The 22,360-nt window shown below is 62.8% G+C and carries 21 protein-coding genes; 12 read left to right on the top strand and 9 right to left on the bottom strand.

All coding sequences use genetic code 11. The annotated features are described in order from the left end of the window. Positions 1–18 precede the first annotated feature (18 nt). From ACTHNE_RS10895 to kynU, 12 genes are all read left to right on the top strand, one after another. Positions 19–534, top strand: a complete 516-nt coding sequence (locus ACTHNE_RS10895) for a cupin domain-containing protein (RefSeq protein WP_324945764.1) — start codon at positions 19–21, stop codon at positions 532–534. A gap of 153 nt (positions 535–687) precedes the next feature. Further along, the gene (locus ACTHNE_RS10900) at positions 688–2,685 is read left to right on the top strand and encodes an acetyl/propionyl/methylcrotonyl-CoA carboxylase subunit alpha (RefSeq protein ID WP_440269256.1); all 1,998 of its coding nucleotides are present in this window, start codon (positions 688–690) and stop codon (positions 2,683–2,685) included. Between the two features lie 185 nt (positions 2,686–2,870). Continuing rightward, complete coding sequence (locus ACTHNE_RS10905) at positions 2,871–3,773, top strand: hydroxymethylglutaryl-CoA lyase (RefSeq protein ID WP_324945757.1); 903 nt, start codon at positions 2,871–2,873, stop codon at positions 3,771–3,773. 77 nt (positions 3,774–3,850) lie between these two features. Next, on the top strand, positions 3,851–4,336 hold the full coding sequence (locus ACTHNE_RS10910; protein ID WP_440269257.1) for a GNAT family N-acetyltransferase: 486 nt from the start codon (positions 3,851–3,853) through the stop codon (positions 4,334–4,336). A gap of 66 nt (positions 4,337–4,402) precedes the next feature. Next, complete coding sequence (locus ACTHNE_RS10915; RefSeq protein ID WP_440269258.1) at positions 4,403–4,972, top strand: N-acetyltransferase family protein; 570 nt, start codon at positions 4,403–4,405, stop codon at positions 4,970–4,972. Between the two features lie 167 nt (positions 4,973–5,139). Beyond that, positions 5,140–5,652, top strand: coding sequence for a hypothetical protein (locus ACTHNE_RS10920; protein ID WP_324945748.1), 513 nt, complete (start codon positions 5,140–5,142; stop codon positions 5,650–5,652). A gap of 224 nt (positions 5,653–5,876) precedes the next feature. Continuing rightward, a complete protein-coding gene (locus ACTHNE_RS10925) occupies positions 5,877–6,638 on the top strand; it encodes an SDR family oxidoreductase (RefSeq protein WP_324937983.1) in 762 nt (253 codons plus the stop codon). A 30-nt stretch (positions 6,639–6,668) separates the two neighbouring features. Beyond that, positions 6,669–7,247, top strand: coding sequence for an elongation factor P-like protein EfpL (efpL, locus tag ACTHNE_RS10930; protein WP_324937981.1), 579 nt, complete (start codon positions 6,669–6,671; stop codon positions 7,245–7,247). A 574-nt stretch (positions 7,248–7,821) separates the two neighbouring features. Next, on the top strand, positions 7,822–9,927 hold the full coding sequence (locus ACTHNE_RS10935) for an FUSC family protein (RefSeq protein ID WP_440269259.1): 2,106 nt from the start codon (positions 7,822–7,824) through the stop codon (positions 9,925–9,927). A gap of 84 nt (positions 9,928–10,011) precedes the next feature. After that, positions 10,012–11,046 (top strand): amidohydrolase family protein, encoded by a 1,035-nt coding sequence (locus tag ACTHNE_RS10940; protein ID WP_440269260.1) that lies wholly within the window; start codon positions 10,012–10,014, stop codon positions 11,044–11,046. Beyond that, positions 11,043–11,561, top strand: coding sequence for a hypothetical protein (locus ACTHNE_RS10945; RefSeq protein ID WP_440269261.1), 519 nt, complete (start codon positions 11,043–11,045; stop codon positions 11,559–11,561). Before ACTHNE_RS10940 ends, ACTHNE_RS10945 begins: the two co-directional genes overlap by 4 nt. Before the next feature lie 146 nt (positions 11,562–11,707). Continuing rightward, a complete protein-coding gene (gene kynU / locus ACTHNE_RS10950) occupies positions 11,708–12,988 on the top strand; it encodes a kynureninase (RefSeq protein ID WP_440269262.1) in 1,281 nt (426 codons plus the stop codon). 85 nt (positions 12,989–13,073) lie between these two features. On the opposite strand, the gene ACTHNE_RS10955 is transcribed toward kynU, so the two are convergent. The 9 genes from ACTHNE_RS10955 to ACTHNE_RS10995 all read right to left on the bottom strand — a co-directional run bounded on the left by ACTHNE_RS10955 (position 13,074) and on the right by ACTHNE_RS10995 (position 22,350). Then, positions 13,074–13,454 (bottom strand): nuclear transport factor 2 family protein, encoded by a 381-nt coding sequence (locus tag ACTHNE_RS10955; protein WP_324937971.1) that lies wholly within the window; start codon positions 13,452–13,454, stop codon positions 13,074–13,076. Between the two features lie 14 nt (positions 13,455–13,468). Then, the gene (locus ACTHNE_RS10960) at positions 13,469–14,731 is read right to left on the bottom strand and encodes a glutamate-5-semialdehyde dehydrogenase (RefSeq protein ID WP_440269263.1); all 1,263 of its coding nucleotides are present in this window, start codon (positions 14,729–14,731) and stop codon (positions 13,469–13,471) included. Next, the gene (gene proB / locus ACTHNE_RS10965; RefSeq protein WP_440269264.1) at positions 14,728–15,885 is read right to left on the bottom strand and encodes a glutamate 5-kinase; all 1,158 of its coding nucleotides are present in this window, start codon (positions 15,883–15,885) and stop codon (positions 14,728–14,730) included. Before proB ends, ACTHNE_RS10960 begins: the two co-directional genes overlap by 4 nt. Continuing rightward, positions 15,882–16,244 carry a cupin domain-containing protein gene (locus ACTHNE_RS10970; protein WP_324937965.1) on the bottom strand — a complete coding sequence of 121 codons (363 nt, stop codon included), beginning with the start codon at positions 16,242–16,244 and terminating at the stop codon, positions 15,882–15,884. Before ACTHNE_RS10970 ends, proB begins: the two co-directional genes overlap by 4 nt. Positions 16,245–16,254: 10 nt before the next feature. Continuing rightward, entirely contained in the window at positions 16,255–17,550 is a 1,296-nt protein-coding gene (gene argH / locus ACTHNE_RS10975) for an argininosuccinate lyase (RefSeq protein ID WP_324937963.1), read from the bottom strand. A 162-nt stretch (positions 17,551–17,712) separates the two neighbouring features. Beyond that, a complete protein-coding gene (argC, locus tag ACTHNE_RS10980; RefSeq protein WP_440269313.1) occupies positions 17,713–18,666 on the bottom strand; it encodes an N-acetyl-gamma-glutamyl-phosphate reductase in 954 nt (317 codons plus the stop codon). A gap of 5 nt (positions 18,667–18,671) precedes the next feature. Beyond that, the gene (locus ACTHNE_RS10985; protein ID WP_324937987.1) at positions 18,672–19,937 is read right to left on the bottom strand and encodes an acetylglutamate kinase; all 1,266 of its coding nucleotides are present in this window, start codon (positions 19,935–19,937) and stop codon (positions 18,672–18,674) included. Between the two features lie 53 nt (positions 19,938–19,990). Then, positions 19,991–21,160, bottom strand: coding sequence for an acetylornithine deacetylase (locus ACTHNE_RS10990; RefSeq protein WP_440269265.1), 1,170 nt, complete (start codon positions 21,158–21,160; stop codon positions 19,991–19,993). After that, entirely contained in the window at positions 21,157–22,350 is a 1,194-nt protein-coding gene (locus ACTHNE_RS10995) for an argininosuccinate synthase (RefSeq protein ID WP_324937985.1), read from the bottom strand. Before ACTHNE_RS10995 ends, ACTHNE_RS10990 begins: the two co-directional genes overlap by 4 nt. Positions 22,351–22,360: the final 10 nt, after the last annotated feature.

Consider the following 22,360-nt stretch of genomic DNA (forward strand, 5'->3'; position numbering starts at 1 on the left):
CCGAACGCGAGGCACGCCATGAAGCGCATCATCAATGTCGCCGATATCGAACTGGAACCCCGCCCACCCGGCTTCGCCGCCACCGGCGATGCCGCGCAACGCTTCGATGCACGCATGGGTCGCGTATCCATGCAACTGGGCGCGCAGAAGCTTGGCTACAACATCACCGCGGTGCCGCCCGGCAAGCGCGCGTTTCCGTTGCACAACCATCGCGTGAACGAAGAGATGTTCTTCGTGTTGGAAGGCGAAGGGGAAATCCGCATCGGCGAGGAGCGCCACCCGATCCGCCAGGGCGACATCATCGCCTGCCCGCCCGGTGGTCCGGAAAGCGCGCACCAGATCGTCAACACTGGATCGGTTGAAATGCGTTATCTCGCGGTGAGCAGCAAGCTATCCCCGGAGATCTGCGAATACCCCGACTCCAACAAGTACGGCATCCTGGGCGAGTTCGGGCCGGATGCGGAAGGCAAGCCGCAGATGGTTCGGATCGTAATGCGGCAAGGCGATACGACCGATTATTGGGAAGGCGAGTAGGTTGGGGTGCAAACCCCACCATCACGCGGCATGAAGATGGCGACGTTGGGGTTTGCACCCCAACCTACCTGTGCTGCGCCGCGCATCGGCGAGATCGCGCAATTCTGCTAGCTTTATGCGCTTTGCATCCCCAAGCAGCCCGGTGGAACCCGCATGTTCGAGCGCGTACTGATTGCCAATCGCGGCGAGATCGCCTGTCGCGTCATCCGCACCTGCCGCCGCCTGGGTATCCACACCATCGCGGTGTATTCCGAAGCGGACAAGGATGCGCAGCACGTACGCCTGGCCGATGAAGCCTGGCCGATCGGCGGGCCGCGTCCGGCCGAATCGTATCTGCGCGGCGATGCGATTCTCGACGTCGCCAAGCGGACCGGTGCGCAGGCAATCCATCCCGGTTACGGTTTTCTTTCCGAGAACACCGCCTTTGCGCGCGCATGCACGCAAGCCGGCGTGACGTTCATCGGCCCGCGTCCGGAGAGCATCGAAGCGATGGGTTCGAAGGCAGCCGCCAAGGCGTTGATGGAGAAACACAACGTTCCGCTGGTGCCGGGCTATCACGGCGACGACCAGGACACTGCCGTGCTTGCCGAGCAGGCGCGCAAGACCGGCTTTCCACTGATGATCAAGGCCGCGGCCGGTGGCGGCGGCAAGGGCATGCGCATCGTGCGCACGGAAAAGGAATTCGCCGATGCGCTGGCTTCCGCGCAGCGCGAAGCGGCCAGTTCGTTCGGCGATACGCGCGTGATTCTGGAGCGCTACGTCGAGCATCCGCGCCACATCGAATTCCAGGTATTCGGCGATGCGCACGGCACCGTCATCCACTTGAACGAACGCGAGTGCTCGGCGCAGCGCCGTTATCAAAAAGTGCTGGAAGAAACACCCTCGCCGTTTCTCGACGCCAAACGTCGCCAGGCAATGGGCGAAGCCGCCGCCGCCGCGGCCAAGGCGGTGAACTACGTGGGCGCGGGCACGGTGGAATTCATCGTCGGCCAGGACGGTACGTTCTATTTCATGGAAATGAATACGCGCCTGCAGGTGGAACACCCCGTCACCGAAGAAACGCTCGGCCTGGACCTGGTCGAATGGCAACTGCGCATAGCCGCCGGCGAAGTGCTGCCGCTGCAACAGCACCAGATCCAGGCGCGCGGCCATGCGATCGAAGTGCGTCTGTATGCCGAAGATCCGGATCAGAACTTCCTGCCCGGCTCGGGCAAGCTGCGCACGCTGCGCCTGCCGGCGCCATCCCGCCATGTCCGCCTGGATGGCGGCGTGGTCGAAGGTGACACCGTAACGATTTTTTATGATCCGATGATCGCCAAGCTGATCGTGCACGACTCCAATCGCGTGCAGGCCTTGCAACGCCTGCGCGAGGCACTGGCCGATTGCGAGATCGTCGGGCCGAAATCGAACATCGCTTTTCTCGAACGCCTGGCACGCCATCCGATAGTGGTCGAAGGCCGCATCGATACCGGTTATCTGGATCGCCACCTTGATGAATTTCTAACTGGTGATGCGGCACCCTCCGAGCATGCCCTACTCGCTGCCGCCACCGCTGCGTTGCTTCACGACGAACGTGCGGTGGTCGCCGCGACGGCGCACGGTAGCGATCCGCATTCGCCCTGGTCGCGCGCCGATGCATGGCGCATCGGGCACGCCGGCAAGCGCATCGTCGCGCTCAGTCTGCGCGAGCAGCGCTACGAGATCGAAGCGCATGGCCATGACGGCAATTATTCATTGCGACATCATTCGGCGCAGTGCGAAGTGCATGGCGCGCGCTTGCAGGATGACGCGCTCAGCGCACGCTTCGATGGCCAGGGCGTTCGCCTTGCCGTGCATGTCGATCAGGATCGCATCACCTTGCACGATGCAAACGGCCAACGCTACGCCTTCGCCCGCGCCGCGGCCTTTGCCTGGGCATCGAAGGAAGGCAGCGGCGGCAACCAGATCGTGGCGCCCATGCCCGGGCGCGTCGTGCTGGTGAAAGCAAACGCCGGCGATACCGTGGAAGAAGGACAGGAACTGCTGGTGATGGAAGCCATGAAGATGGAACTGGCCTTGAAGGCGCCGCGCGCCGGCACTATTGAAAGCGTGGGTGCAACACAAGGCGAATTTGTGGAAGCTGATGCCGTACTCGTTCGGTTCGCATCGTAACCGGCGCAAAAGTAACAGGAGCATCACATGAATACGAAGAGTCTTTATTCGTATGCCAACTGCTTCGCGTTGTGCCTGGGTGATCGTCAGGCGGCAGCGCGTGGCGCAGCGCCAGACGGGCCGTCTGGTAAAGCCGCGCGCTGCCGCCTGACAGTCACCCAGGTGCAACGAGGAGTGCTTGGCATATGAATACAGACTCTCAGGTCCGCATCGTCGAAGTTAGTCCACGCGACGGCTTGCAGAACGAAAAGACGCTACTGCCGCCCGACATCAAGATCGCGCTGATCGATCGGCTGTCCGCCACCGGGCTCAGGACCATTGAAACCACCAGCTTCGTCAGTCCGCGCTGGGTGCCGCAACTGGCCGACGCGGCGGAAGTGTTTCAACGCATCCGCAAGGTGCCCGGCGTGACCTACCCGGTGCTGGTGCCGAACGAACAGGGCTATCGGATCGCGCGCGAAGCGGGCGCCACCGAGGTATCGGTTTTCACGGCGGCTTCCGAAGCGTTCAATCGCGCCAACATCAATGCATCCATCGAGGAGTCACTGCAGCGCTTCGAACCGGTACTGCAGGAAGCGAAAGCCGAAGGCGTGAAAGTGCGCGGGTATGTTTCCACCGCGCTGGGCTGTCCGTACCAAGGTGACGTGCCGATCGAGGACGTAGTCAACGTCGCCAAGCGGCTGTACGAGATGGGCTGCTATGAGATCTCGGTGGCCGACACCATTGGCGTCGGCACGCCGGCCAAGGCGCGCGCCATGCTGCACGCCGTGGCGCAGGAAATTCCGATGCGCGCCTTGGCCGTGCATTTCCACGATACCTACGGCCAGGCGCTGGCCAATATCCTCGCCTGCCTGGAAGAAGGCGTACGCGTGGTCGACAGCGCCGTGTCCGGCACCGGCGGCTGCCCCTATGCAAAAGGCGCCAGCGGCAACGTCGCCAGCGAAGATGTGGTGTACATGCTGCACGGCATGGGCCTGGAAACCGGCATCAACCTGGACATGCTGGTCGCCACCGGCGCGTGGCTTTCGGCGCAGCTCAACAAACCCACCGCCAGCCGGGTGACCAAGGCGCGCACCACGGCGGCATGATCGAGGTGGGTGTTGGGGTTTGCACCCCAACCTACGTCACTCCCCTTGCGTCCGGGCGACCTGATATTTTTGGCGCCATGCCCAACGTCTTGATACGTCCCATCGAGCCGCGCGACAACGCCGCCATCGCCGCGATCATCCGCACGGTCATGCCGGAGTTCGGCGCCGATGGCCCCGGCTTCGCCATCCACGATCCCGAAGTGAACGACATGCACGCTGCCTACACGCGACCGCGCAGCGCGTATTTCGTGGTGGAACGCGATGGCGTGGTGGTCGGCGGCGGTGGCGTCGCCCCGCTGGAAGGCGGCGAGGCGGATGTCTGCGAGCTGCGCAAGATGTATTTCCTTCCCGAGGCGCGCGGCATCGGCGCGGGCAACGCGATGATGCTGCGCTGCCTGGAGACGGCTCGCGATTTGGGTTTCAAGCGCTGCTATATCGAAACGCTCACCGGCATGGACGCCGCGCAAGCGCTTTACCAGAAGCACGGTTTCACCGCTTTATGCGCACCGCTGGGTGGCACCGGGCATTTCGGTTGTGATCGGTTCTTCATCCGCGATTTGTAGCGAGCCACGCCATGACCCACCGCGATCCACGCATGAAGGCAAGCTCCGCAATTGGAAATACATGAAATGATTCGCACCGCCCGCCCCGACGACGCCGAAGCGATACACACGATCTACGCGCCCGCCATCGCCCATACCGCCATTACCTTCGAAACCGAATTGCCGGGCGCGGACGTGATGCGCCAGCGCATCATCACTCGCTTGCAGCATTACCCATGGCTGGTGTGGGAGGACCACGGCGAAGTGCTTGCGTATGCCTACGCCACGCGTTTCCGTGAACGCGCCGCCTACGACTGGATCGCCGAGACGTCGATCTATGTACACGAGAACGCCAGACGTCGCGGCATCGCGCGCAAGCTTTATGGCGTACTGCTAGACGTGATACGCCTGCAAGGCATCAACCAAGCGGTGGGCGTGATCACCATGCCGGGCGAAGTCAGCGTGGCATTGCACAATGCGCTGGGTTTCGAACCGGCCGGGATCTGGCGCAAGGCCGGCTACAAGCTGGGGAAGTGGTGGGACGTGGGCGTATGGCAAAAGGAATTGCAGACGCCGGTTATATCGCCCGCCTCCGTCGTTCCATTTCCTGCGCTTGATGCAGCGCCATTGCAAGCCGTGTTGAACGCCGCCGGATAAACTGCGCGGTATCCGGATTGGCCGACACATCACCAGCGACCCCTCCATATATATCGCGCAAAAATCCGACCCGACCGTCGGCTTTGGCGTCTGTTTGTTCGTCTTCCACCGGTGCTCAATGGAACTGCGTCGCAAGCGACGCATATCTACATTGCACGGGGAAACTTATGAACATGCATACCATCGTCAACTCGGCAGCCTGCTGTGCCATCGTGTTGCTGGGCTTGTGCTCAACGCCGCCTGCGCGGGCTGCCAATGCAGCTTCCATCAGCGCAGCCTACGTCGACATGTCCGACTACCTGCCTACCTGGCAACAGCAGGAAGCCTGGCTCAATCTTCAATATGCCCTGAAGCGGGATTTCGATAACGTCTGCGGCGATACCTTCTGTTCCGGGGAATACACCAATATCCAAGCGCTGAGGTATCGCTGCTCGGTCAACCGCACCACCGGGGTCATCGGCGAATGCATCTGGACCTTCGCAGCCAGTGACGAAAGCATCGATCCCGGCAGTGGCAAGGTGGTGGTACAGCCGCGCATATGGCAATGCCGCAGCCCGCTCGCGCCGTATACGCACGCGGAGGAACTGATCCAGGCCCTGGGAACCAGCCAGCCGTTGAGCAGGCCCTTGCCGCGTAGCAACCAGTCCTTGCATTACTCGTTGTCGGATTGTCTGTATTGAATGCCCATCCCACCGGCGGCGGCCCCCTCTCCTGCTTGCAGGGGAGGGTTGGGGAGGGTTGTACAAACTTGCCGCGCCGCTGAAATACACTGCGAGGTTGCTTCATCCCACCCTAGCCCTTCCCTCCTACACGTAGGGAAGGGAACACATTCCGGCACCCTGGTTACGGCCGAACCGTACCTGCCCTGGGTTACCATTACGCCTTTCGCTTTCCAGGGCATCCCATGCAACTCAACCAAGTCAAAGCCATCGTGACCGGCGGTGCGTCCGGTCTCGGCCATGCGGTGGCGCAGCATCTGGTGGCCAGCGGCGGACGCGTCGCCCTGTTCGACGTGAACGAGGACAAGGGCCAGGAAGTCGCCAAGGCGCTGGGCGCGTCGTTCCACCGCACCGACGTAACTTCCGAGGAAGGTGTAAGCGGCAACGTCGCCGCCGCCCGCGATGCATTGGGTGGATTGAACGTGGTGGTCAATTGCGCAGGCATTCTTGGCGCCGGACGCGTACTCGGCAAGGAAGGCCCGATGGCGCTCAGCACTTTCGCCACCACGGTAATGGTGAACCTGGTGGGCAGCTTCAACGTCGCCAAGGCCGCCGCTGCCTTGATGCAGCACAACGAAGCCGGCGAAGACGGCGAGCGCGGCGTGATCATCAACACCGCCAGTGTGGCCGCCTACGAAGGCCAGATCGGCCAGGCCGCGTATTCCGCATCCAAAGGCGGCGTAGTGGGCATGACCCTGCCGATGGCGCGCGAACTGTCGCGCTTCGGCATCCGCGTGGCGACGATCGCGCCGGGTATCTTCTGGACGCCGATGGTGGACAACATGCCGCCACAGGTGCAGGAATCGCTGGGCGCGTCGATCCCCTTCCCTTCGCGCCTGGGCAAGCCGGAGGAATTCGCCAGCACCGTGGCCTTCATCCTCGGCAATCGCTACATCAATGGCGAGACGATTCGCCTGGATGGCGCGGTGCGATTGCAGACCAAGTAATCCCCTTCATTCCAACTACCGACTCTTCTCATGAAAGCTTCCGACGTCAAGAAAGGTAATGTGGTCGAACACGAAGGCACCGTCTACCAGGTGCGCGATATCGAGCGCAGCTCGCCCACCGCGCGTGGCGGCAACGTCACCTTCCGTTTCACGCTGTATTCGATTCCGGGCGGACGCAAGTTCGACCTTAGCCTGCGCGCCGACGATGATCTGAAGGAAATGGATCTGGTACGCCGCGCCGCCAATTTCTCGTACATGGATGGCGACAATTACGTGTTCATGGACAACGAGGATTACACGCAATACACGCTCGGCCCGGAACTGATCGGCGACAATGCCGGCTACATCGTCGAAGGCGTGGAAGGCTACTACGTGCAGGTGATCGACGATGCGCCGGTCGGCTTGCAGGTGCCGACCAGCGTACTGCTCACCGTGATCGACACCGCGCCGGAGCTGAAGGGCGCCAGCGCCACCAAGCGCACCAAGCCGGCCAAGCTCGATACCGGCATTGAAATCCAGGTGCCCGAATACATCACCACCGATGAAAAGGTATGGGTGAATACGCTTACCGGTGAGTTCGCGGGGCGTGGGTCGGAAAAGACGTTCTGATCGGCTCGTCGTCACAAGCGAAACATCCTGAAGCCGATGAAATGGCACCTATTTGGCGCCATTTTCACATTCGTCGTCGCTAAATTCACAAAGCCGTTCGTCTGGACGGCTCGATGCCATCGACATCAAAGCAAAGCGTCACGTTCCACGCTTAAGTTCCCAGGCTTCCTCCATGAGGGCATTCAACGAATTTCTGGAGAGGTGTGCCATGAAAGCTTCCGAAGTGAAACAAGGTGACTGGGTTAAAGCAACTTTCCGAGTAGACGGTATCAGCTGCACCGTGTCGGCGAACGACCAACCCAAGTATCAATTTACATTAGTACAGCCTAACGGAAACGGACTCCTAACTGCGCTTGCCAACGATGATCTTGAAGTCACGCGCCCTGCCCAGTCTCCTGTCGAAGCCGGTTATGTAAGACCTTCAAGCCCGGGTCATTCGCCTGGAGTTGGATAGTAGAGACATGCCACAGCGAAGCACATAAGTCACCGCACGCGCATATGGCGCCCGTCGTGGCGCCTTTTTTTGCATGGACAAATAGACACCACGGGATGGCCATAAGGCATCATTCCCGCCATGCCCACCCGAGCCTACTCGCTACGCGCCAGCGTGCTGCAAAGCCTGACCGCGACCAAGCGTCCGGACGTGCCGCCGTGGGTGGTGATCCGCAATACGGCGGCAGTGGTGTTGCCGCTGGCGGTCGGCATGCTCACCGGTTACGAGGCGGCGGGCCTGGCGATCGGCGCAGGTGCGCTGGACACCATGTTTTCCGACCAGCCCGGGCCTTATCGTCAACGCGCGTGGCAGCTTTTTCTCGCTTCGCTGGCGGCCGGGCTCGCATCGCTGTGTGGTTTCCTGATCGGCGGCAACCTGCCGTTGATCCTGCTGGCAATGGCGGCCTTCGGCTTTTTCGGCGGCTTGCTGGTGGTGTTCGGCGTGGACATAGCGCGCGTGGGCATGACCAGCATGATCCTGCTGGTGATCACCGCTGCGACGCCGACCACGCTCGACCATGCCTTGATCGGCGCCGCGCTGATCTTTGCGGGTGGCCTGTTGCTGGCGCTGTTCTCCGTGGCGGCATGGCCATTGCAGCGTTACGGCCCCGAACGGCATGCACTGGCCACGGTCTATCGCGGCCTGGCTTCGCTGGCCCGGGAAAAGCGCCATAACGACGAAGACGTCCCCGCGCTGACCGAAGCGATGACCACGCTGCAGCAGACCTTGCTGGGCCGTCATCATGCCAGCGGTCGCGCGATGGAAGCCTTCGCGGTGTTGCTGGAGTTGGCCGAGCGTCTGCGCCTGGAGCTGGTCGCCATGGCCGAGCTGCATGGCGCCGCCAGCATCATCGCGATGTTCCGCGCGGATGCCGCACGCGTGCTCACCGCCGTCGCCGATGCGCTGGAAATTGGCGATTCGCCGGAACAAGCCGCGCGCGCCCTGCAAACCCTTCAAGCAAGCGAACGCGCCCTGCTCGATGACCACACGCGCAGCGACAGCGTGGCGGCGCACATCCACGCGCTTTCCGGCCAGCTCGCGGCGGCCGTACGCAACGCGAACTGGGCCGGATCGAACGGCGAGAAGCGTGCGGAAGCGGCGGAAATACGCCTGCCCGGCGCCTTGCGCGGCAGTTCGCCGCTGGCCACGCTGCGCGCCAATCTCACCACGCATTCGGTCGCGTTCCGGCATGCCATGCGCTGCGCGGTGTGCCTGACCATCGCGCTGCTGGTGTCGCGCGTGTGGCAGCTGCCGCACGGCTACTGGTTGCCGATGACCGCCGCGATCGTGCTGCGTCCGGATTTCGCCGCCACCTTCAACTTCGGCCTGCTGCGCGTGGTCGGCACCATTCTCGGCCTGGTGCTGACCACCGCCTTGCTGCACATCACGCCCCACGATCCCTGGGCGCACCTGGCCTTGATGGCGGTGTTGTGCATGGCGTTCCGCTATCTCGCCACCGCGCACTACGGCATTGCAGTGGCTGCGCTGACCGGCACGGTGGTGATCCTGTTGTCGTTCGAAGGCGTCAATTCCGGCACGGCCGTGATGGACCGCGTGCTCAATACCGCGCTGGGCAGCGGCATGGCCCTGCTTGCCTATGTGGCCTGGCCTACCTGGGAACGCGGTCGCGCCCGCTCCGCTCTTGCGGACATGCTGGATGCCTATGCCGATTACCTGCGCGCGCTGGCACGGCCGGAGCAGCGGCATGCCCATCTGGAAACGCGCACCGCGGCCCGCACCGCGCGCACCAATGCGCAGGCGTCGGTGGATCGCATGCAGGCCGAACCGGCCACGCCGCTGCATCTGCTCGAACTGGCCAATGCGCTGTTCCTCAACGGCAACCGGCTGGTACGCACGGCGATGACGCTGGATGCATTGCTGCACGACTGCGATACCTTGCCCGAGCAGGTGGAAGTCACCCACTTCGTGGAGCGCGCGGCCACCCATCTGCACAATCTGGCTGTTGCGCTGCGCAACAAGCAGGTGCCCTCACCCGCGCCGGACCTGCGCCAATTGCAGCGCAGCCTTTCTACCCTGCTCGCGATGGCGGACGACCGCTCGCGCGCCGAACAGCTCGTGCGCATCAGCGACCGGCTGGTCGACAACATCAACACGCTGGCCCACGTGGTCGGGCGCGGACCGCAGGAGGCCGCGGCAGCGCAGAACGGGAAGCACGTGCGGCCTTGAAGCCCGCGGCGGCCCCTGAAACGGCATGTCATGGGTCGCCGGCCGACGACAAACTGTTACATCTGCAAGCGTTACACTGGGCGCATGCTGAAAATCGACACCCACGCCCACATCCTCCCGCGTGACTGGCCCAATCTCGCCGCCAAATACGGCAACGACGCCTTTCCGGTGATGATCCATGGCGACGGGCGGCATCGCATCTACAAGGACGGCAAGTTCTTCCGCGAGGTGTGGGAATCCTCGTTCGATGCGCAGCACCGCATCAACGACTACGCCCGCTTCGGCGTCGCGGTACAGGTGATTTCAACTGTGCCTGTGCTGTTCTCGTATTGGGCGCCGGGCTATCAGGCGCTGGAGTTGCATCGGCATTTGAACGACCACATGGCCGGCGTCTGCCAGGACCATCCCACGCATTACGCCGGCATCGGCACGGTGCCGCTGCAAGCGCCGGACCTGGCCATCCGCGAACTGGAGCGCTGCATCGACGAGTTGGGCCTGTGCGGCGTGCAGATCGGCTCGCATTGCAACGACTGGAACCTGGACGCGCAGGAACTGTTCCCGTTCTTCGAAGCCGCCGCCGATCTCGGTGCAGCGATCATGGTGCATCCATGGGACATGATGGGCGCGGCCAGCATGCCCAAATACTGGATGCCGTGGCTGGTGGGCATGCCCGCGGAACAATCGCGCGCGGCCTGCTGCCTGGCCTTCGGCGGTGTGCTCGAACGCTTGCCCAAGCTGCGCGTGATGCTGGCGCACGGCGGCGGCAGTTTTCCGTGGACCATCGGGCGCATCGAGCACGGCTTCCGCATGCGACCGGATCTGGTCGCTACCGACAACCCGCGCAATCCGCGCGAATATCTCAAGCGCCTGTATTTCGATTCATGCGTGCACGACCCTGCGGCGCTGCGCTATCTCCTGGATGTGACCGGCGTCGACCGCGTCATGCTCGGTACCGATTATCCTTTCCCGTTGGGGGAGCAGGAGCCGGGCAGCGGCATCGAATCGCTGCACTTGGACGAACCGACCCGTGCCCGCCTGTTTCACGGCACCGCGCTGGAATGGCTGGGGTTGCCGCAACGCCGCTTCGTTCAAACCACTATTCCTGAGGAACACGCATGACTTTCAGCCGTTATCTGGCGACCGCTTTTCTCGCATGGGCCGCCATCGGCGCCGCGCATGCCGACGATGTCACCATGGCATCGAGCAGCGTGCACTTCAGCACCCCCTCGACGTGGGTCGGCATCATGCAGGTGGATGGCGATCCGGAAGTGCGTGTGTTCCAGGTGCCCGATCCGTCGCCCAGCGCCAGCAGCACGCTGGCGCGCGTCAGCATCACCGTGAAACAAGAACCGGATGTGCAGGCGTTCAACGACTACGTCAACGCGGCGATGAGCAAGGCCAGGAACCTCAAGGATTACCAGCCAGGCACGCGTCCGGCAGGCGACCAGAACAGTTTCATCTACACCGCCAGCGAAAGCGGCACGCCCTACACCTATGTCGAGCGTTACTGGTTTCGCAGCGGCCACGCCATTCAACTGCGTTGCGCGCGCCCTTCGGCCAGCCAGGCTGGACAAAGCTGGGCGGCGACGTTCGACAAAGGCTGCAGTGACATCGCTGTTGCGTTGAATGGCTGATCCATCACTACATACGGTCCTCCCTCGTCGTCATTCCCGCGAAAGCGGGAATCCATTTTGCTCCCAAGCAAAAGGCGAAGATGGATTCCCGCTTTCGGGGAATGACGGCGAGGGAGACAAACACTATCTCAGGCTTGGAAACGCCCATGCCCACACCCTACGAAGCCACCAACGAATGGTCGCAAGCCCAGGACGCCGCCGATCCACTGCGCGGATTCCGCAATGAGTTCCTGATTCCCCCGCACGAAGGCGGCGACAGCTACTATTTCTGCGGCAACTCGCTCGGCCTGCAACCGCGGGCCGCACGCGAGGCGGTCAACGCGGAGCTCGATTACTGGGGCGAACTGGGCGTAGAAGGCCATTTCAAAGGCCGGCTGCCGTGGATGGACTATCACGAATTCGTGCGCGACCACCTGGCCGAACTGCTCGGTGCACAGCCCGAAGAAGTGGTCGCGATGAACACGCTGGGCGTGAACCTGCACCTGATGATGGTGAGCTTCTACCGTCCCACACCGGACCGCCACGCCATCCTGATCGAAGCCGGCGCCTTTCCCACCGACCGCTATGCGGTGGAATCGCAGATCCGCTATCACGGCTTCAGCCCGACGCTGTCGCTGATCGAACTGGAAGGCGATGAGCCCAACGGCACGCTGTCCATGCAGGCGATCGAACGCGCACTGGCCGAACACGGTTCACGCATCGCTTTGGTGCTGCTGCCGGGCGTGCAATACCGCACCGGCCAGGCGTTCGACCTCAAAGCCATCACCGAGCTTGGACACGCGCAAGGCTGCCAGGTCGGCTTCGACCTCGCCCACGCCGTGGGTAACCTGCCCATGCAGTTGCACGACAGCGGCGCCGACTTCGCCATCTGGTGCAGCTACAAGTACCTCAACAGCGGCCCTGGCGCGGTGGGCGGCGCCTTCGTGCACGCACGCCACGCCAATGCCGCCCTGCCACGCTTCGCCGGCTGGTGGGGCCATGACAAAGCCACGCGCTTCCAGATGGGGCCGGAATTCGTACCCACGCATGGCGCGGACGGCTGGCAATTGTCCAATCCTCCGATTCTCTCGCTCGCACCGATGCGCGTTTCGCTGGATATCTTCCACCGCGCCGGCATGCAACGCCTGCGTGAGAAATCCCTGCAGCTGACCGGCTATCTGGAATGGCTGGTGCAAACGCAGCTGCCCGATGTGCTGGAAGTGGTCACGCCGAAGGAACCCGAACGCCGCGGCGCGCAACTATCCATCCGCGTGCTAGGCGGCCGCACGCAAGGGCGCGCGTTGTTCGAATACCTGATCGACAACGGCATCATTGGTGATTGGCGCGAACCGGATGTGATCCGGATTTCGCCAGTGCCGTTGTACAACCGCTTTGCGGATTGCCTAGCGTTTGCGCAGGCGGTGAGGCGTTGGAAAGAGCGGGTGTAGGTTGGGTTAGCGCAGCGCAACCCAACATCTTCAGAGCAGCATCGTTGGGTTACGCTGCGCTAACCCAACCTACCCTACTACGCAATTACGAAGACGCCATGCGCGGGGTGCCGATCTTCAACCACGCCTTGGCGATCTTGCCCGCCTGCACTTCATAGATCGCGATGACGTCGATCTCGCCCACGCCTTCGGGAAAATTGCGCGTCACCAATTCCTGATCGACGACCAGGTTGCCGACGCGCATGCGGTGGACCAAACGCGCGTGCAAATCCGGTTCCTTGAAACGCAGGATATGCCGCTCACGAATCTGCGCTGCGCTATTGGCGAGCAGTTCCGATGGGAAGAGGTGATATTGGCAATCGTCCGCCCACCATTGCATGAAGCGGTCGATGTCCTTCGCGTTATAGGCGTCCAGTTGCTCTTGCACTGGGCGGAGGATATCCGCTTCGTTCGGTTCGTTTGTCATGAATACCCTTGTGATTACAGACGGCTTTGCGGATGACGCACTTGCCCGTCACCACGCACGATAAAACGCTCCACCGTCAACGCTTCGGCGCCCATCGGGCCGTAGGCATGCAGGCGCGTGGTGGAAATGCCGATTTCGGCGCCCAGGCCCAGTTCGCCGCCATCGGAGAAACGCGACGAGGCGTTCACCATCACCACCGCCGAGCGAATCGCCTGCACGAAACGGCGCGCAGCCTGCTCGTCGCGGGTAGCGATGACTTCGGTGTGATCGGAGCCGAAACGCTGGATGTGGCCGATGGCCATGCCGAGGTCGTCGACCACGCGCACGGCGAGGATGAGGTCGAGGAATTCGGCGGCGTAGTCGTCATCGGTGGCAGGGCGCATGCCTTCGACCAGCGCGCGCGAACGTTCGCAGCCGCGCAATTCCACGCCGCGCTCCTGCAGCGCCTCGGCTGCCTTCGGCAGGAACGAGGCAGCAATATCGCGATGCACCAGCAAGGTTTCCAGCGCGTTGCACACGCCGGGTCGCGAAGTCTTGCCGTCGACCAATAGATTCAAGGCCAGCACTTCGTCCGCGCTGGCATCCACGTACAGATGGCACACGCCTTTGTAATGCTTGATCACCGGTACGCGCGCATGTTCAGCCACGAAGCGGATCAGGCCTTCACCACCACGCGGAATCGCCAGATCGATCACGTCGCTGAGCTGCAGCAGTTCCACCATGGTTTCGCGGCGCAGGTCTTCGACCAGGGTGATCGCCGCAGCGGGGATGTCATGTTTTTCCAGCGCCGCGTGCAAGGCCGAGGCAATCGCCATGTTGGAATGCAGGGCCTCGGAGCCGCCGCGCAGGATCACCGCATTGCCGGCCATCAAGCACAGCGCCGCCGCATCGGCGGTTACATTGGGACGGGCTTCATAGATCATCGCGATCACGCCGAGCGGTATGCGCACGCGTTCCACTTCTAGACCGTTCGCAAGCGTGTCGCGGCGCGTCACCAGGCCGACCGGATCAGGTAACGCGGCGATCTCGCGCACGGCGTTGGCGATGCCGGCCAGGCGCGATTCGTCCAGGCGCAGGCGATCGAGCATCGCGCCTTGTGTGCCTTTGGCCGTAGCCTGATGCAGGTCGCGCGTGTTCGCATCGAGGATCGCATCGCGGCGTTCCTCCAGCATCGACGCCATGTCGTGCAGCAGCTTGCGCTTGGTGCCGGTATCCAGTGAAAACATTGCCTGCGATGCGTCCTTGCAGGCCAGGGCCAGGGTACGAATCTCGCTCATGCTTGCGCTTCTCCTGCCGGATCAATCAAGGTGGCCAGGTCATCGCGATGCACGATCTCCGTGCCATAGCTGTAACCGAGCACGGTGGCGATGTCGCGACTGTGGCGCCCCGCCAGGCGGCGCACTTCGGCCGCACCGTATTGGCTCAAACCGCGCGCCACCGGGCGATCGTTGGCGTCGACGATCTCGACCAGGTCGCCACGATGGAATTCGCCCGCCACATCCAGGATACCGCCGGGCAGCAGCGACGCGCGGCCACCGGTCAACGCGCGCACGGCGCCGGCGTCCACGCTGATGCGACCGCTGCCGGCCGGTGCGTGGCGCAGCCAATACTTGCGCGCCTGCAACCGATTGCCGGCGACCTCGATCAGCGTGCCGCGTAGAAGCCCCTCTTCAAGCGCCCGCACCGTGGCTGTTTCGCGGCCACTGAACAAAGCGGTAGGAATGCCGGCCGCTGCCGCTTTTTCGGCAGCCTGCAGTTTGGTGCGCATGCCGCCGGTACCCACGTCCGTACCGCTGCCACCGGCCATGGCAATGATGGCCGCGGTCAGTTGCGGCACGTGCCCGATGGGCTCGGCGGACGGATCGCGCCGCGGATCGGCGTTGTAGAGCGCATCGACGTCCGAGGCAATCAGCAGCAGGTCCGCGTCGACCAGCGCGGCAACGATAGCGGCTAGGTTGTCGTTGTCGCCGAGCTTGAGTTCGTCCACGGCAACGGTGTCGTTTTCGTTCACTACCGGCAGCACGCCCAGCATCAGCAGCTCACGCAAGGTGGCGCGCGCGTTGAGATAACGGCGGCGGTTGCGCAGGTCATCATGCGTCAGCAACACCTGCGCGACGGCGCGTTCCGACAAGCTTTGCCACAAGGCAATCATCGGCGCCTGGCCCAACGCCGCAAGCGCCTGCTTGGCGGCGAGTTCGGGACCCAGCGCGGTGCGTTCGCGCAGTAGCGCGCGACCCGCTGCCACGGCGCCGGAGGAAACCAGCACTACTTCGCGCCCTGCCTTGTGACTGGCCGCAATAAAAGCTGCCAACGCCTGTGCATACCGCGACGTCAATCCACCACCATCGGCGGCAAGGAGATTGCTGCCCACTTTCAGTACGGCGCGGCGCCACGTCGGCAACCTGTGTTCGGGTAACGCACGACTCGTCACAGCGAAGTGCCCTCCTGCGGCGCAGCCATCCGGTCGCCATGGCTTTGGGGTGACGACACCACGATGAAGCGTGCGTCTATAGCACCAACGTTGCGCACCTGATGTGCGCTTCCCGGCGGCACGTGCAAGCCTTCGCCATCATGCAGACGGTGCACGTTACCTTCCAGCTCGATCGTCACCTCGCCTTCAAGCGCATAAAAGAACTGGCGCGCACGCGCGTGACGGTGCCGCTGTTCGAAACTGCCGGGTGGCATGCGTTCTTCGATCACGCTCAGTTCGTCCAGCGCGAGCAAATGCCAGCCGTCGCAGGACTGTCCCCAATGATAGTGTGGTGCGTTTGCCGTGCTGACGATGCTCATGCGGGCTCCACTATGACGACAGGCTGTCCAGACGTTGCCGCAGGAGATCCAGGCGCAGATCGTTACCCGAACCCGGCGACGTGCGCGCCGCCAGACTCGATTCAGGCGTGCGCCCCTGCCCAGCTTCCGAAGCGGCTTGCGCCGCCGCTTTGTAGGCATCGCGGAACGGCACGCCGGCAGCGGCCTGCTCGATCGCGACGTCGGTGGCATACATGGCCGGCTCGATCGCCGCACGCATGGCGGCTTCGTTCCACTGCATGCGCGCGAGCAGGTCCGGCAACAGTTCCAATGCAGCCAGACCGTGCGTGACACCATGGAACAGCGAACCCTTTGAGAACTGCAGGTCGCGCTGATAACCCGACGGCAGCGAAAGCAGGTTCTCAATCTCGCAACGCGCCGCAGCAACCGTGGCGTAGGAGGCACGCAACAATTCCACCACATCCGGATTGCGCTTGTTGGGCATGATCGAACTGCCAGTGGTGTATTCCGGCGGCAGCGAGACGAAGTTGAATTCCGCGGTGGTAAACAGCGACAGATCCCATGCCAGGCGACGTGCATCCAGCATCGCGCTGCTCAAAGCTTCCATCGCGGCCATTTCGAATTTGCCGCGCGAGAGCTGCGCGTAGATTGGCGACACCTGCATGCGGCCGAAGCCCAGCGCCTGCGTGGTGTGTGCGCGATCCAGCGGCAGGTTCACCCCATAGCCGGCGGCGGTGCCGAGCGGATTGGCGTCGATCCACGCCGCCGTCTGCTTGGCGCGCCATGCGTTGTCGACAAAGCCTTCCGCGAAACCTGCAAACCACATCGCGGTGGACGACACCACCGCGCGCTGAAGATGCGTGTAACCCGGCAACGGCAACACTGGCTGCGCGGCGCGTTGCAGGCAGGTTTCGGCAATCGCACGGCAATGCGTTTCCAGCAGGGCCAGCTTTTCCTTCAACCACAGGCGCGTGGCGACCAGGATCTGATCGTTGCGACTGCGACCGGTGTGTACGCGGCGGCCCGCATCGCCCAGGCGCTCGGTAAGGCGCGCTTCGATGGCGGAGTGGCCGTCTTCGTAGCGCTCGTCCAGCACGAAGCGGCCAGCGCGAAAATCCTCGGCCAGCGCATCCAGTTCGCGCTTGAGATCATCCCGTTCCGTCGCGCTGACCACGCCAATGTTGGCCAGGCCTTCCACATGCGCCTTGCTGGCGGTGATGTCGTGCAGGAAGAACTCGCGATCCAGCAGCACGTCATCGCCGGCGAGGAACTTCATGATTTTAGCGTTGGTTTCGACGCCGGCTTTTTGCCAAAGGAGGTTGGTCATGATGGATAACTCTTGGAGTGCGGCCGATTTTTGATGGGCGTCATTCCCGCGAAGGCGGGAATCCATGCCGCTCCAGGGCCAGAAGCCAAATGGATTCCCGCCTTCGCGGGAATGACGTCAAGAAACAACAAACAGGGCGGAAAGTGAAAGCGCATTAAGGAATCAAAGCGGAATCGCCGCGTACTCATCCACCCCGATCGCGCGATTGATGTTCTGGATCGCCTGCGTGGCTGCGCCCTTCAGCAGATTGTCCAGCGTCGCCACCACCACCACGCGCTTGCCGTCGGCCGACAGCGTGAAACCGCCGACTTCGGCGTGATGCTTGCCGGCCACCCGGCTTACCCATGGCGCTTCGTCCAGCACGTGCACCAGCTTTTCGCCTTCATAGGCATGCTGGAAACGCGCCAATACATCCTCACGCTTGAGCACACGCGAAAGATAAAGATTGGTGGTAACCGTGAGGCCCCGAAAATGCGGTGCTACATGCGGCATGAATTCCACCGGGATGCCTAGATGCCGGCTGGCTTCCTTCTCGTGCATATGGCCGGTGAGCGAATACGGCATCAGATTGTCGCGCAGCTTTTCCGGATCGTTCTTGTCGGAGGGCGTGGTGCCGGCGCCGGAGTAACCGGATACGCCGAAGCACACCGGCGGCGCGGCCAGCAGATCCTTGAGCGGCGCAACGGAAAGCTGGATCGCCGTGGCGTAGCAGCCGGGATTGCTGATGCGCTTTTCGCCACGCCACTTGTCGCGGGTGAGTTCCGGCAGGCCGTAGTACCAGCTGTTGTCGAAGCGATAGTCCGCCGACAGATCGACGATCACCGGATCTTTTCCGGCCGCATCGAACGCTTCCACATAGGCCGATGCTTTGCCATTGGGCAACGCCAGCACCACCACGTCGGCGTCGAGCGCGGGCAATTCTTCCGCCGTAGGCGAGCTGTAGCGCAGATCGCCCTGGTAGCCGTCGATGTTGTTCTCAACGCGCTGTCCGTTCAATTCGCGCGAGGAAACGTAGGCAAGCTCCAGCGCAGGATGCGCCGCAATCAGCCGGATCAGTTCCGCGCCCGTATAACCGCGCGCGCCGACGATACCGATGCGTTTCTTGGAAGTGGCCATGGTCATCAATCGATCAAGGTGGGTTGGCGCATGGCGCAATGCTCCACGCAGCGCGCGATAGTGTCGAAACCGTCCAGGCCGTACCAGAACACTTTCCAGCGTTCCTGCTTGTAGCAGCCATCCGATTCGGCGTAATAGAAATGGTTGATCTGGTTGCCGTGGCGCGAACGCCAGAACAGGCGCGGATTCTCCTCGCGCATCACCAGCCACACGGCACGACCCAGGCCTTCGCCTTGCGCGTCGTCGAGCACGGCGAACTTGTCGAGATAGATCAGGCCGTTCTCGTTGGTGAGAATCATCGCGGCGCGATAGTTCTCGCTGACGTACACGCGATACGGTGTGGTACGCGTGAAGTAATCGTCCACCAGCGTGCGTCCGAAGCTCGACTCGATCAGCGTACGCATGCGCGCCTGGTCGATGCCTTCCCAGCTGTCGAAGCGGAACACCTTCTCGCCACGGCGCACCAGCGTGCCCGACCCTTTGTGCGTGAACAGCTCCTTCGCCAGTTCCGACGGGCGCGTGATTGACACCGACGAGGTCAACGGCAGGCTTTGCAAGAGATCCGCGATCTGTTCGATCTTCACGCGCATGCCACCGTTGATCCACGGCTGCTGGATCAGGTGCTCGAACTCCGTGCTCAGGTTGATCGAATCGATGATCTGGCCTTTGTCATCGAGCAGCCCGCCAGTGCCGGTGAGGAAGATGATCTTGTACGGCTGCAGCACGCGCACCAGTTCGTTCGCCGCAAAATCGGCATTGATGTTGAGGAACTGGCCTTCGTCGGTTTCGCCGAGGCTCGCGATCACCGGAATGGAGCCGGCGCGCAGGCTGGCTTCGATTGGCGCGAGGTTGATGCTGTCGACCTTGCCGACCATGCCGTAGGTGTCCTTGTCCAGGAAGCTGGACATGAACACGCCCGACGGCACCGACGTGGCGCGCGTATCCATCGCCTGCAACGCTTCGACCAGGCGCAGGTTTTCCTGCTGGAATACGCGGCGTACGATGCCCAGCGCCTTGGGCGAGGTGACGCGCAAGCCGTTCACGGTCTGCTTGGTGATGCCGGCCGCTTCCAGTTCCACATCGAGCTGCGGGCCGGCCCCATGCAGCACGATCGGCGTCAAGCCGACTTGCTGCAGGAAGGTCAGCGACGAGGTCAGATCATTCAATTCGTCGCGCAGCACCGCGCCACCGACCTTCACCACCGCGAAGCGCTTGGCGTCGAGCTGCGAAAAACGCTTGAGATACTGCTGGATTTCCTTGGCGCTGCCCATCGCGGACAGCAGCCGCACGATGGTCTGGCGAGTGTTTTTATGCGCTTCCACGGTTATGTATCCTTTGCGTTCATCCCTGAACGCGATGAGTCAAAAAGTGGCCGTCCTTGGCCACACTTTTCAACGATCCGGTAAATGGTTTCTGCGTAATCTTGTAGTTGGTCCAGCGCGACCCATTCGTCTGCGGTGTGCGCCTGTGCGATGTCGCCAGGACCGTAGACGAATGAGATATAGCCGGCTTCGGAAAACAGCGCCGCTTCGGTCCAGAAGTTCACCGCGTTGCCAACGGGAATGCCCAGTTCGTCGGCGATGTCGCGTGCGGCGAGGCGACGCGTTTCGGCATTGGGCACATCGCCCGCGGGCAGCGACATGCCGCGGAACAATTCTTCGTAGCTCTCCGGATGGGGTTCCACCAGGGTGCGGAAGGTTTCCAGCAACTGATCCGGATCCATGCTGGGCAAGGGGCGAAAACCGAACCGCACATCGGCGGTGGGCGCGATCATGTTCGCCTTGATGCCGCCTTCGACGCGACCGATGTTGAAGCGCAGGCCGGTGAGACCGCCGAAGCGTTCGTGCGACAGCTTTTCCACATGATCCAGCGCAGCCGCGCCCCAGCGGATCGCCTGATGCACGGCGCTGTCGCTGGCCTTGATTTCACCGGATGCATGCCCGGCCTGCCCGCTGAAACGCATCTGCACCGAATGGATGCCGCGATGCGCCAGCACCGCTTCACCGCGCGTGGGTTCGGCCACGATCACCGCATCGTATTTCGGCGCATGCTTGAGAAAGGCGGCGATGCAGCGCGGATCGTTGGCTTCTTCGTCGGTGGAAAACAGCAAGGCCAGATCGCCATCGCAGGCATTCGCCACCGCGACGAGTGCGGCAGCGGCGCCCTTGATATCGCACGCGCCAAGACCGATCGCGCGATCTTCCGTCACCTCCAATACATGTGGATCGCGCGTCCAATGCGGCGAATCCGGCACTGTGTCCAGATGTACGTTGAACAAATACTTCGGCGTGCCGCGCACGGCGTATAACGTCACTGCGCCAGCACCGTGATCGGTCACCGTAACCTCGAACCCCGGTAATTGCTCGCGCAGGTAATCGAAGATGCCGCCCGTACCGATTTCGCGCGGTGGGTTGCGCGTGTCGAACGACACGAGCGCGCGCAGATGCGACAGCGTTGCATCCAGCAAGGTTGCGTTCCCCAAGGCTGCACTCATCGATTGACCTCAGCCCACAAGGTGCTGCTCATGCCGAACAGCTTGATAAAGCCCTCCGCCTCGGCCACGCCCCAATCGGCGGCCTGCGCATAGGTGGCGTTCTTGGCATTGAGAATATGCGCCGACTCCACCGCGACCGCAGTGACGGTGCCGCCATTGGTTTCCAATGTGACCTCGCCTTCCACCTTGGACTGGCTGGAGGCCAGGAAGGCTTCCAGGTCGGTCTTGAGCGGATCGTGGTAGAAGCCTTCGTACACCAGTTCCACCCACTTGCGCGCCACGTCCGGTTTGAAGCGATTCTGCTGTTTGGTAAGCACGGTTTCTTCCAGCGCACGGTGCGCCGCCAGCAAGGCGGTGAGGCCCGGCGCTTCAAAAATGATGCGGCCCTTGAGGCCGATGGTGGTATCGCCGGTGTAAATGCCGCGTCCCACGCCGTATTGCGCGAACAGCTGATTGAGCTTGGCCAGCAGCATGTGGCCTTCGATCTTCTCACCATCCAGCGCCACCGCTTCGCCGTTGACGAAGCGCAGCTTCACTCGCAGCGGTTTGGACGGCCATTCGGCGCGCGGCTTGCACCAGCCGATGGCGCCCTCGCCCGGCGCCTGCCAGCGGTCGATCTCGCCGCCGGACATGGTCAGGCCCAGCAGGTTCTCGTTGATGGTGTAGCTCTTCTGCTTGGCGCGCACGCCAAAGCCGCGCTGCTCCAGATAGGCCTGTTCGTAGGCGCGGGTCTGGGTGTGTTCCTTCTGGATCTCGCGGATCGGCGCCACGATCTCGTAATCGCCCTGCGCCTTCACGGCCAGGTCGAAACGCACCTGGTCGTTGCCCATGCCCGTGCAGCCGTGCGCGATCGCCTTGGTGCCCAGTTCTGCGCAACGCTTGAGCGCGGCGTCCACGATCAGGTAGCGATCGGATACCAGCAACGGATACTGCCCCTGATAACCCTCGCCCGCCCACACGAAGGGCTTGACGAAACCGTTCCAGATCGCCGGGCCGCCATCGACGGTGACATGGCTGGCCGCCTTCAGTTCCTTGGCGCGCGCTTCGATATAGGCGCGCTCCTCGGCGTCCACGCCGCCAGTATCGGCGAACACGGTGTGCACGGCCCAGCCCTGTTCCTGCAGATAGGGAATGCAGAAGCTGGTGTCGAGACCGCCGGAGAAGGCCAGAACGATGTCTTTGCTCATGATGCTTGGGATC

It is taken from the genome of Dyella sp., assembly GCF_051954575.1.
Classification (GTDB): Bacteria; Pseudomonadota; Gammaproteobacteria; order Xanthomonadales; family Rhodanobacteraceae; genus Dyella_B.

Bases quoted from the DNA above. Each gene is read 5' to 3' on its own strand.
- ACTHNE_RS10990 (WP_440269265.1), bottom strand. From the start codon at position 21,160: ATGAGTGCAGCCTTGGGGAACGCAACCTTGCTGGATGCAACGCTGTCG.
- ACTHNE_RS10895 (WP_324945764.1), top strand. From the start codon at position 19: ATGAAGCGCATCATCAATGTCGCCGATATCGAACTGGAACCCCGCCCA.
- ACTHNE_RS10900 (WP_440269256.1), top strand. From the start codon at position 688: ATGTTCGAGCGCGTACTGATTGCCAATCGCGGCGAGATCGCCTGTCGC.
- ACTHNE_RS10970 (WP_324937965.1), bottom strand. From the start codon at position 16,244: ATGAGCATCGTCAGCACGGCAAACGCACCACACTATCATTGGGGACAG.
- argC (WP_440269313.1), bottom strand. From the start codon at position 18,666: ATGGCCACTTCCAAGAAACGCATCGGTATCGTCGGCGCGCGCGGTTAT.
- argH (WP_324937963.1), bottom strand. From the start codon at position 17,550: ATGACCAACCTCCTTTGGCAAAAAGCCGGCGTCGAAACCAACGCTAAA.
- kynU (WP_440269262.1), top strand. From the start codon at position 11,708: ATGCCCACACCCTACGAAGCCACCAACGAATGGTCGCAAGCCCAGGAC.
- ACTHNE_RS10920 (WP_324945748.1), top strand. From the start codon at position 5,140: ATGAACATGCATACCATCGTCAACTCGGCAGCCTGCTGTGCCATCGTG.
- ACTHNE_RS10925 (WP_324937983.1), top strand. From the start codon at position 5,877: ATGCAACTCAACCAAGTCAAAGCCATCGTGACCGGCGGTGCGTCCGGT.
- ACTHNE_RS10915 (WP_440269258.1), top strand. From the start codon at position 4,403: ATGATTCGCACCGCCCGCCCCGACGACGCCGAAGCGATACACACGATC.
- ACTHNE_RS10940 (WP_440269260.1), top strand. From the start codon at position 10,012: ATGCTGAAAATCGACACCCACGCCCACATCCTCCCGCGTGACTGGCCC.
- ACTHNE_RS10935 (WP_440269259.1), top strand. From the start codon at position 7,822: ATGCCCACCCGAGCCTACTCGCTACGCGCCAGCGTGCTGCAAAGCCTG.
- ACTHNE_RS10945 (WP_440269261.1), top strand. From the start codon at position 11,043: ATGACTTTCAGCCGTTATCTGGCGACCGCTTTTCTCGCATGGGCCGCC.
- efpL (WP_324937981.1), top strand. From the start codon at position 6,669: ATGAAAGCTTCCGACGTCAAGAAAGGTAATGTGGTCGAACACGAAGGC.
- ACTHNE_RS10985 (WP_324937987.1), bottom strand. From the start codon at position 19,937: ATGGGCAGCGCCAAGGAAATCCAGCAGTATCTCAAGCGTTTTTCGCAG.
- ACTHNE_RS10955 (WP_324937971.1), bottom strand. From the start codon at position 13,454: ATGACAAACGAACCGAACGAAGCGGATATCCTCCGCCCAGTGCAAGAG.
- ACTHNE_RS10910 (WP_440269257.1), top strand. From the start codon at position 3,851: ATGCCCAACGTCTTGATACGTCCCATCGAGCCGCGCGACAACGCCGCC.
- ACTHNE_RS10905 (WP_324945757.1), top strand. From the start codon at position 2,871: ATGAATACAGACTCTCAGGTCCGCATCGTCGAAGTTAGTCCACGCGAC.
- ACTHNE_RS10960 (WP_440269263.1), bottom strand. From the start codon at position 14,731: ATGAGCGAGATTCGTACCCTGGCCCTGGCCTGCAAGGACGCATCGCAG.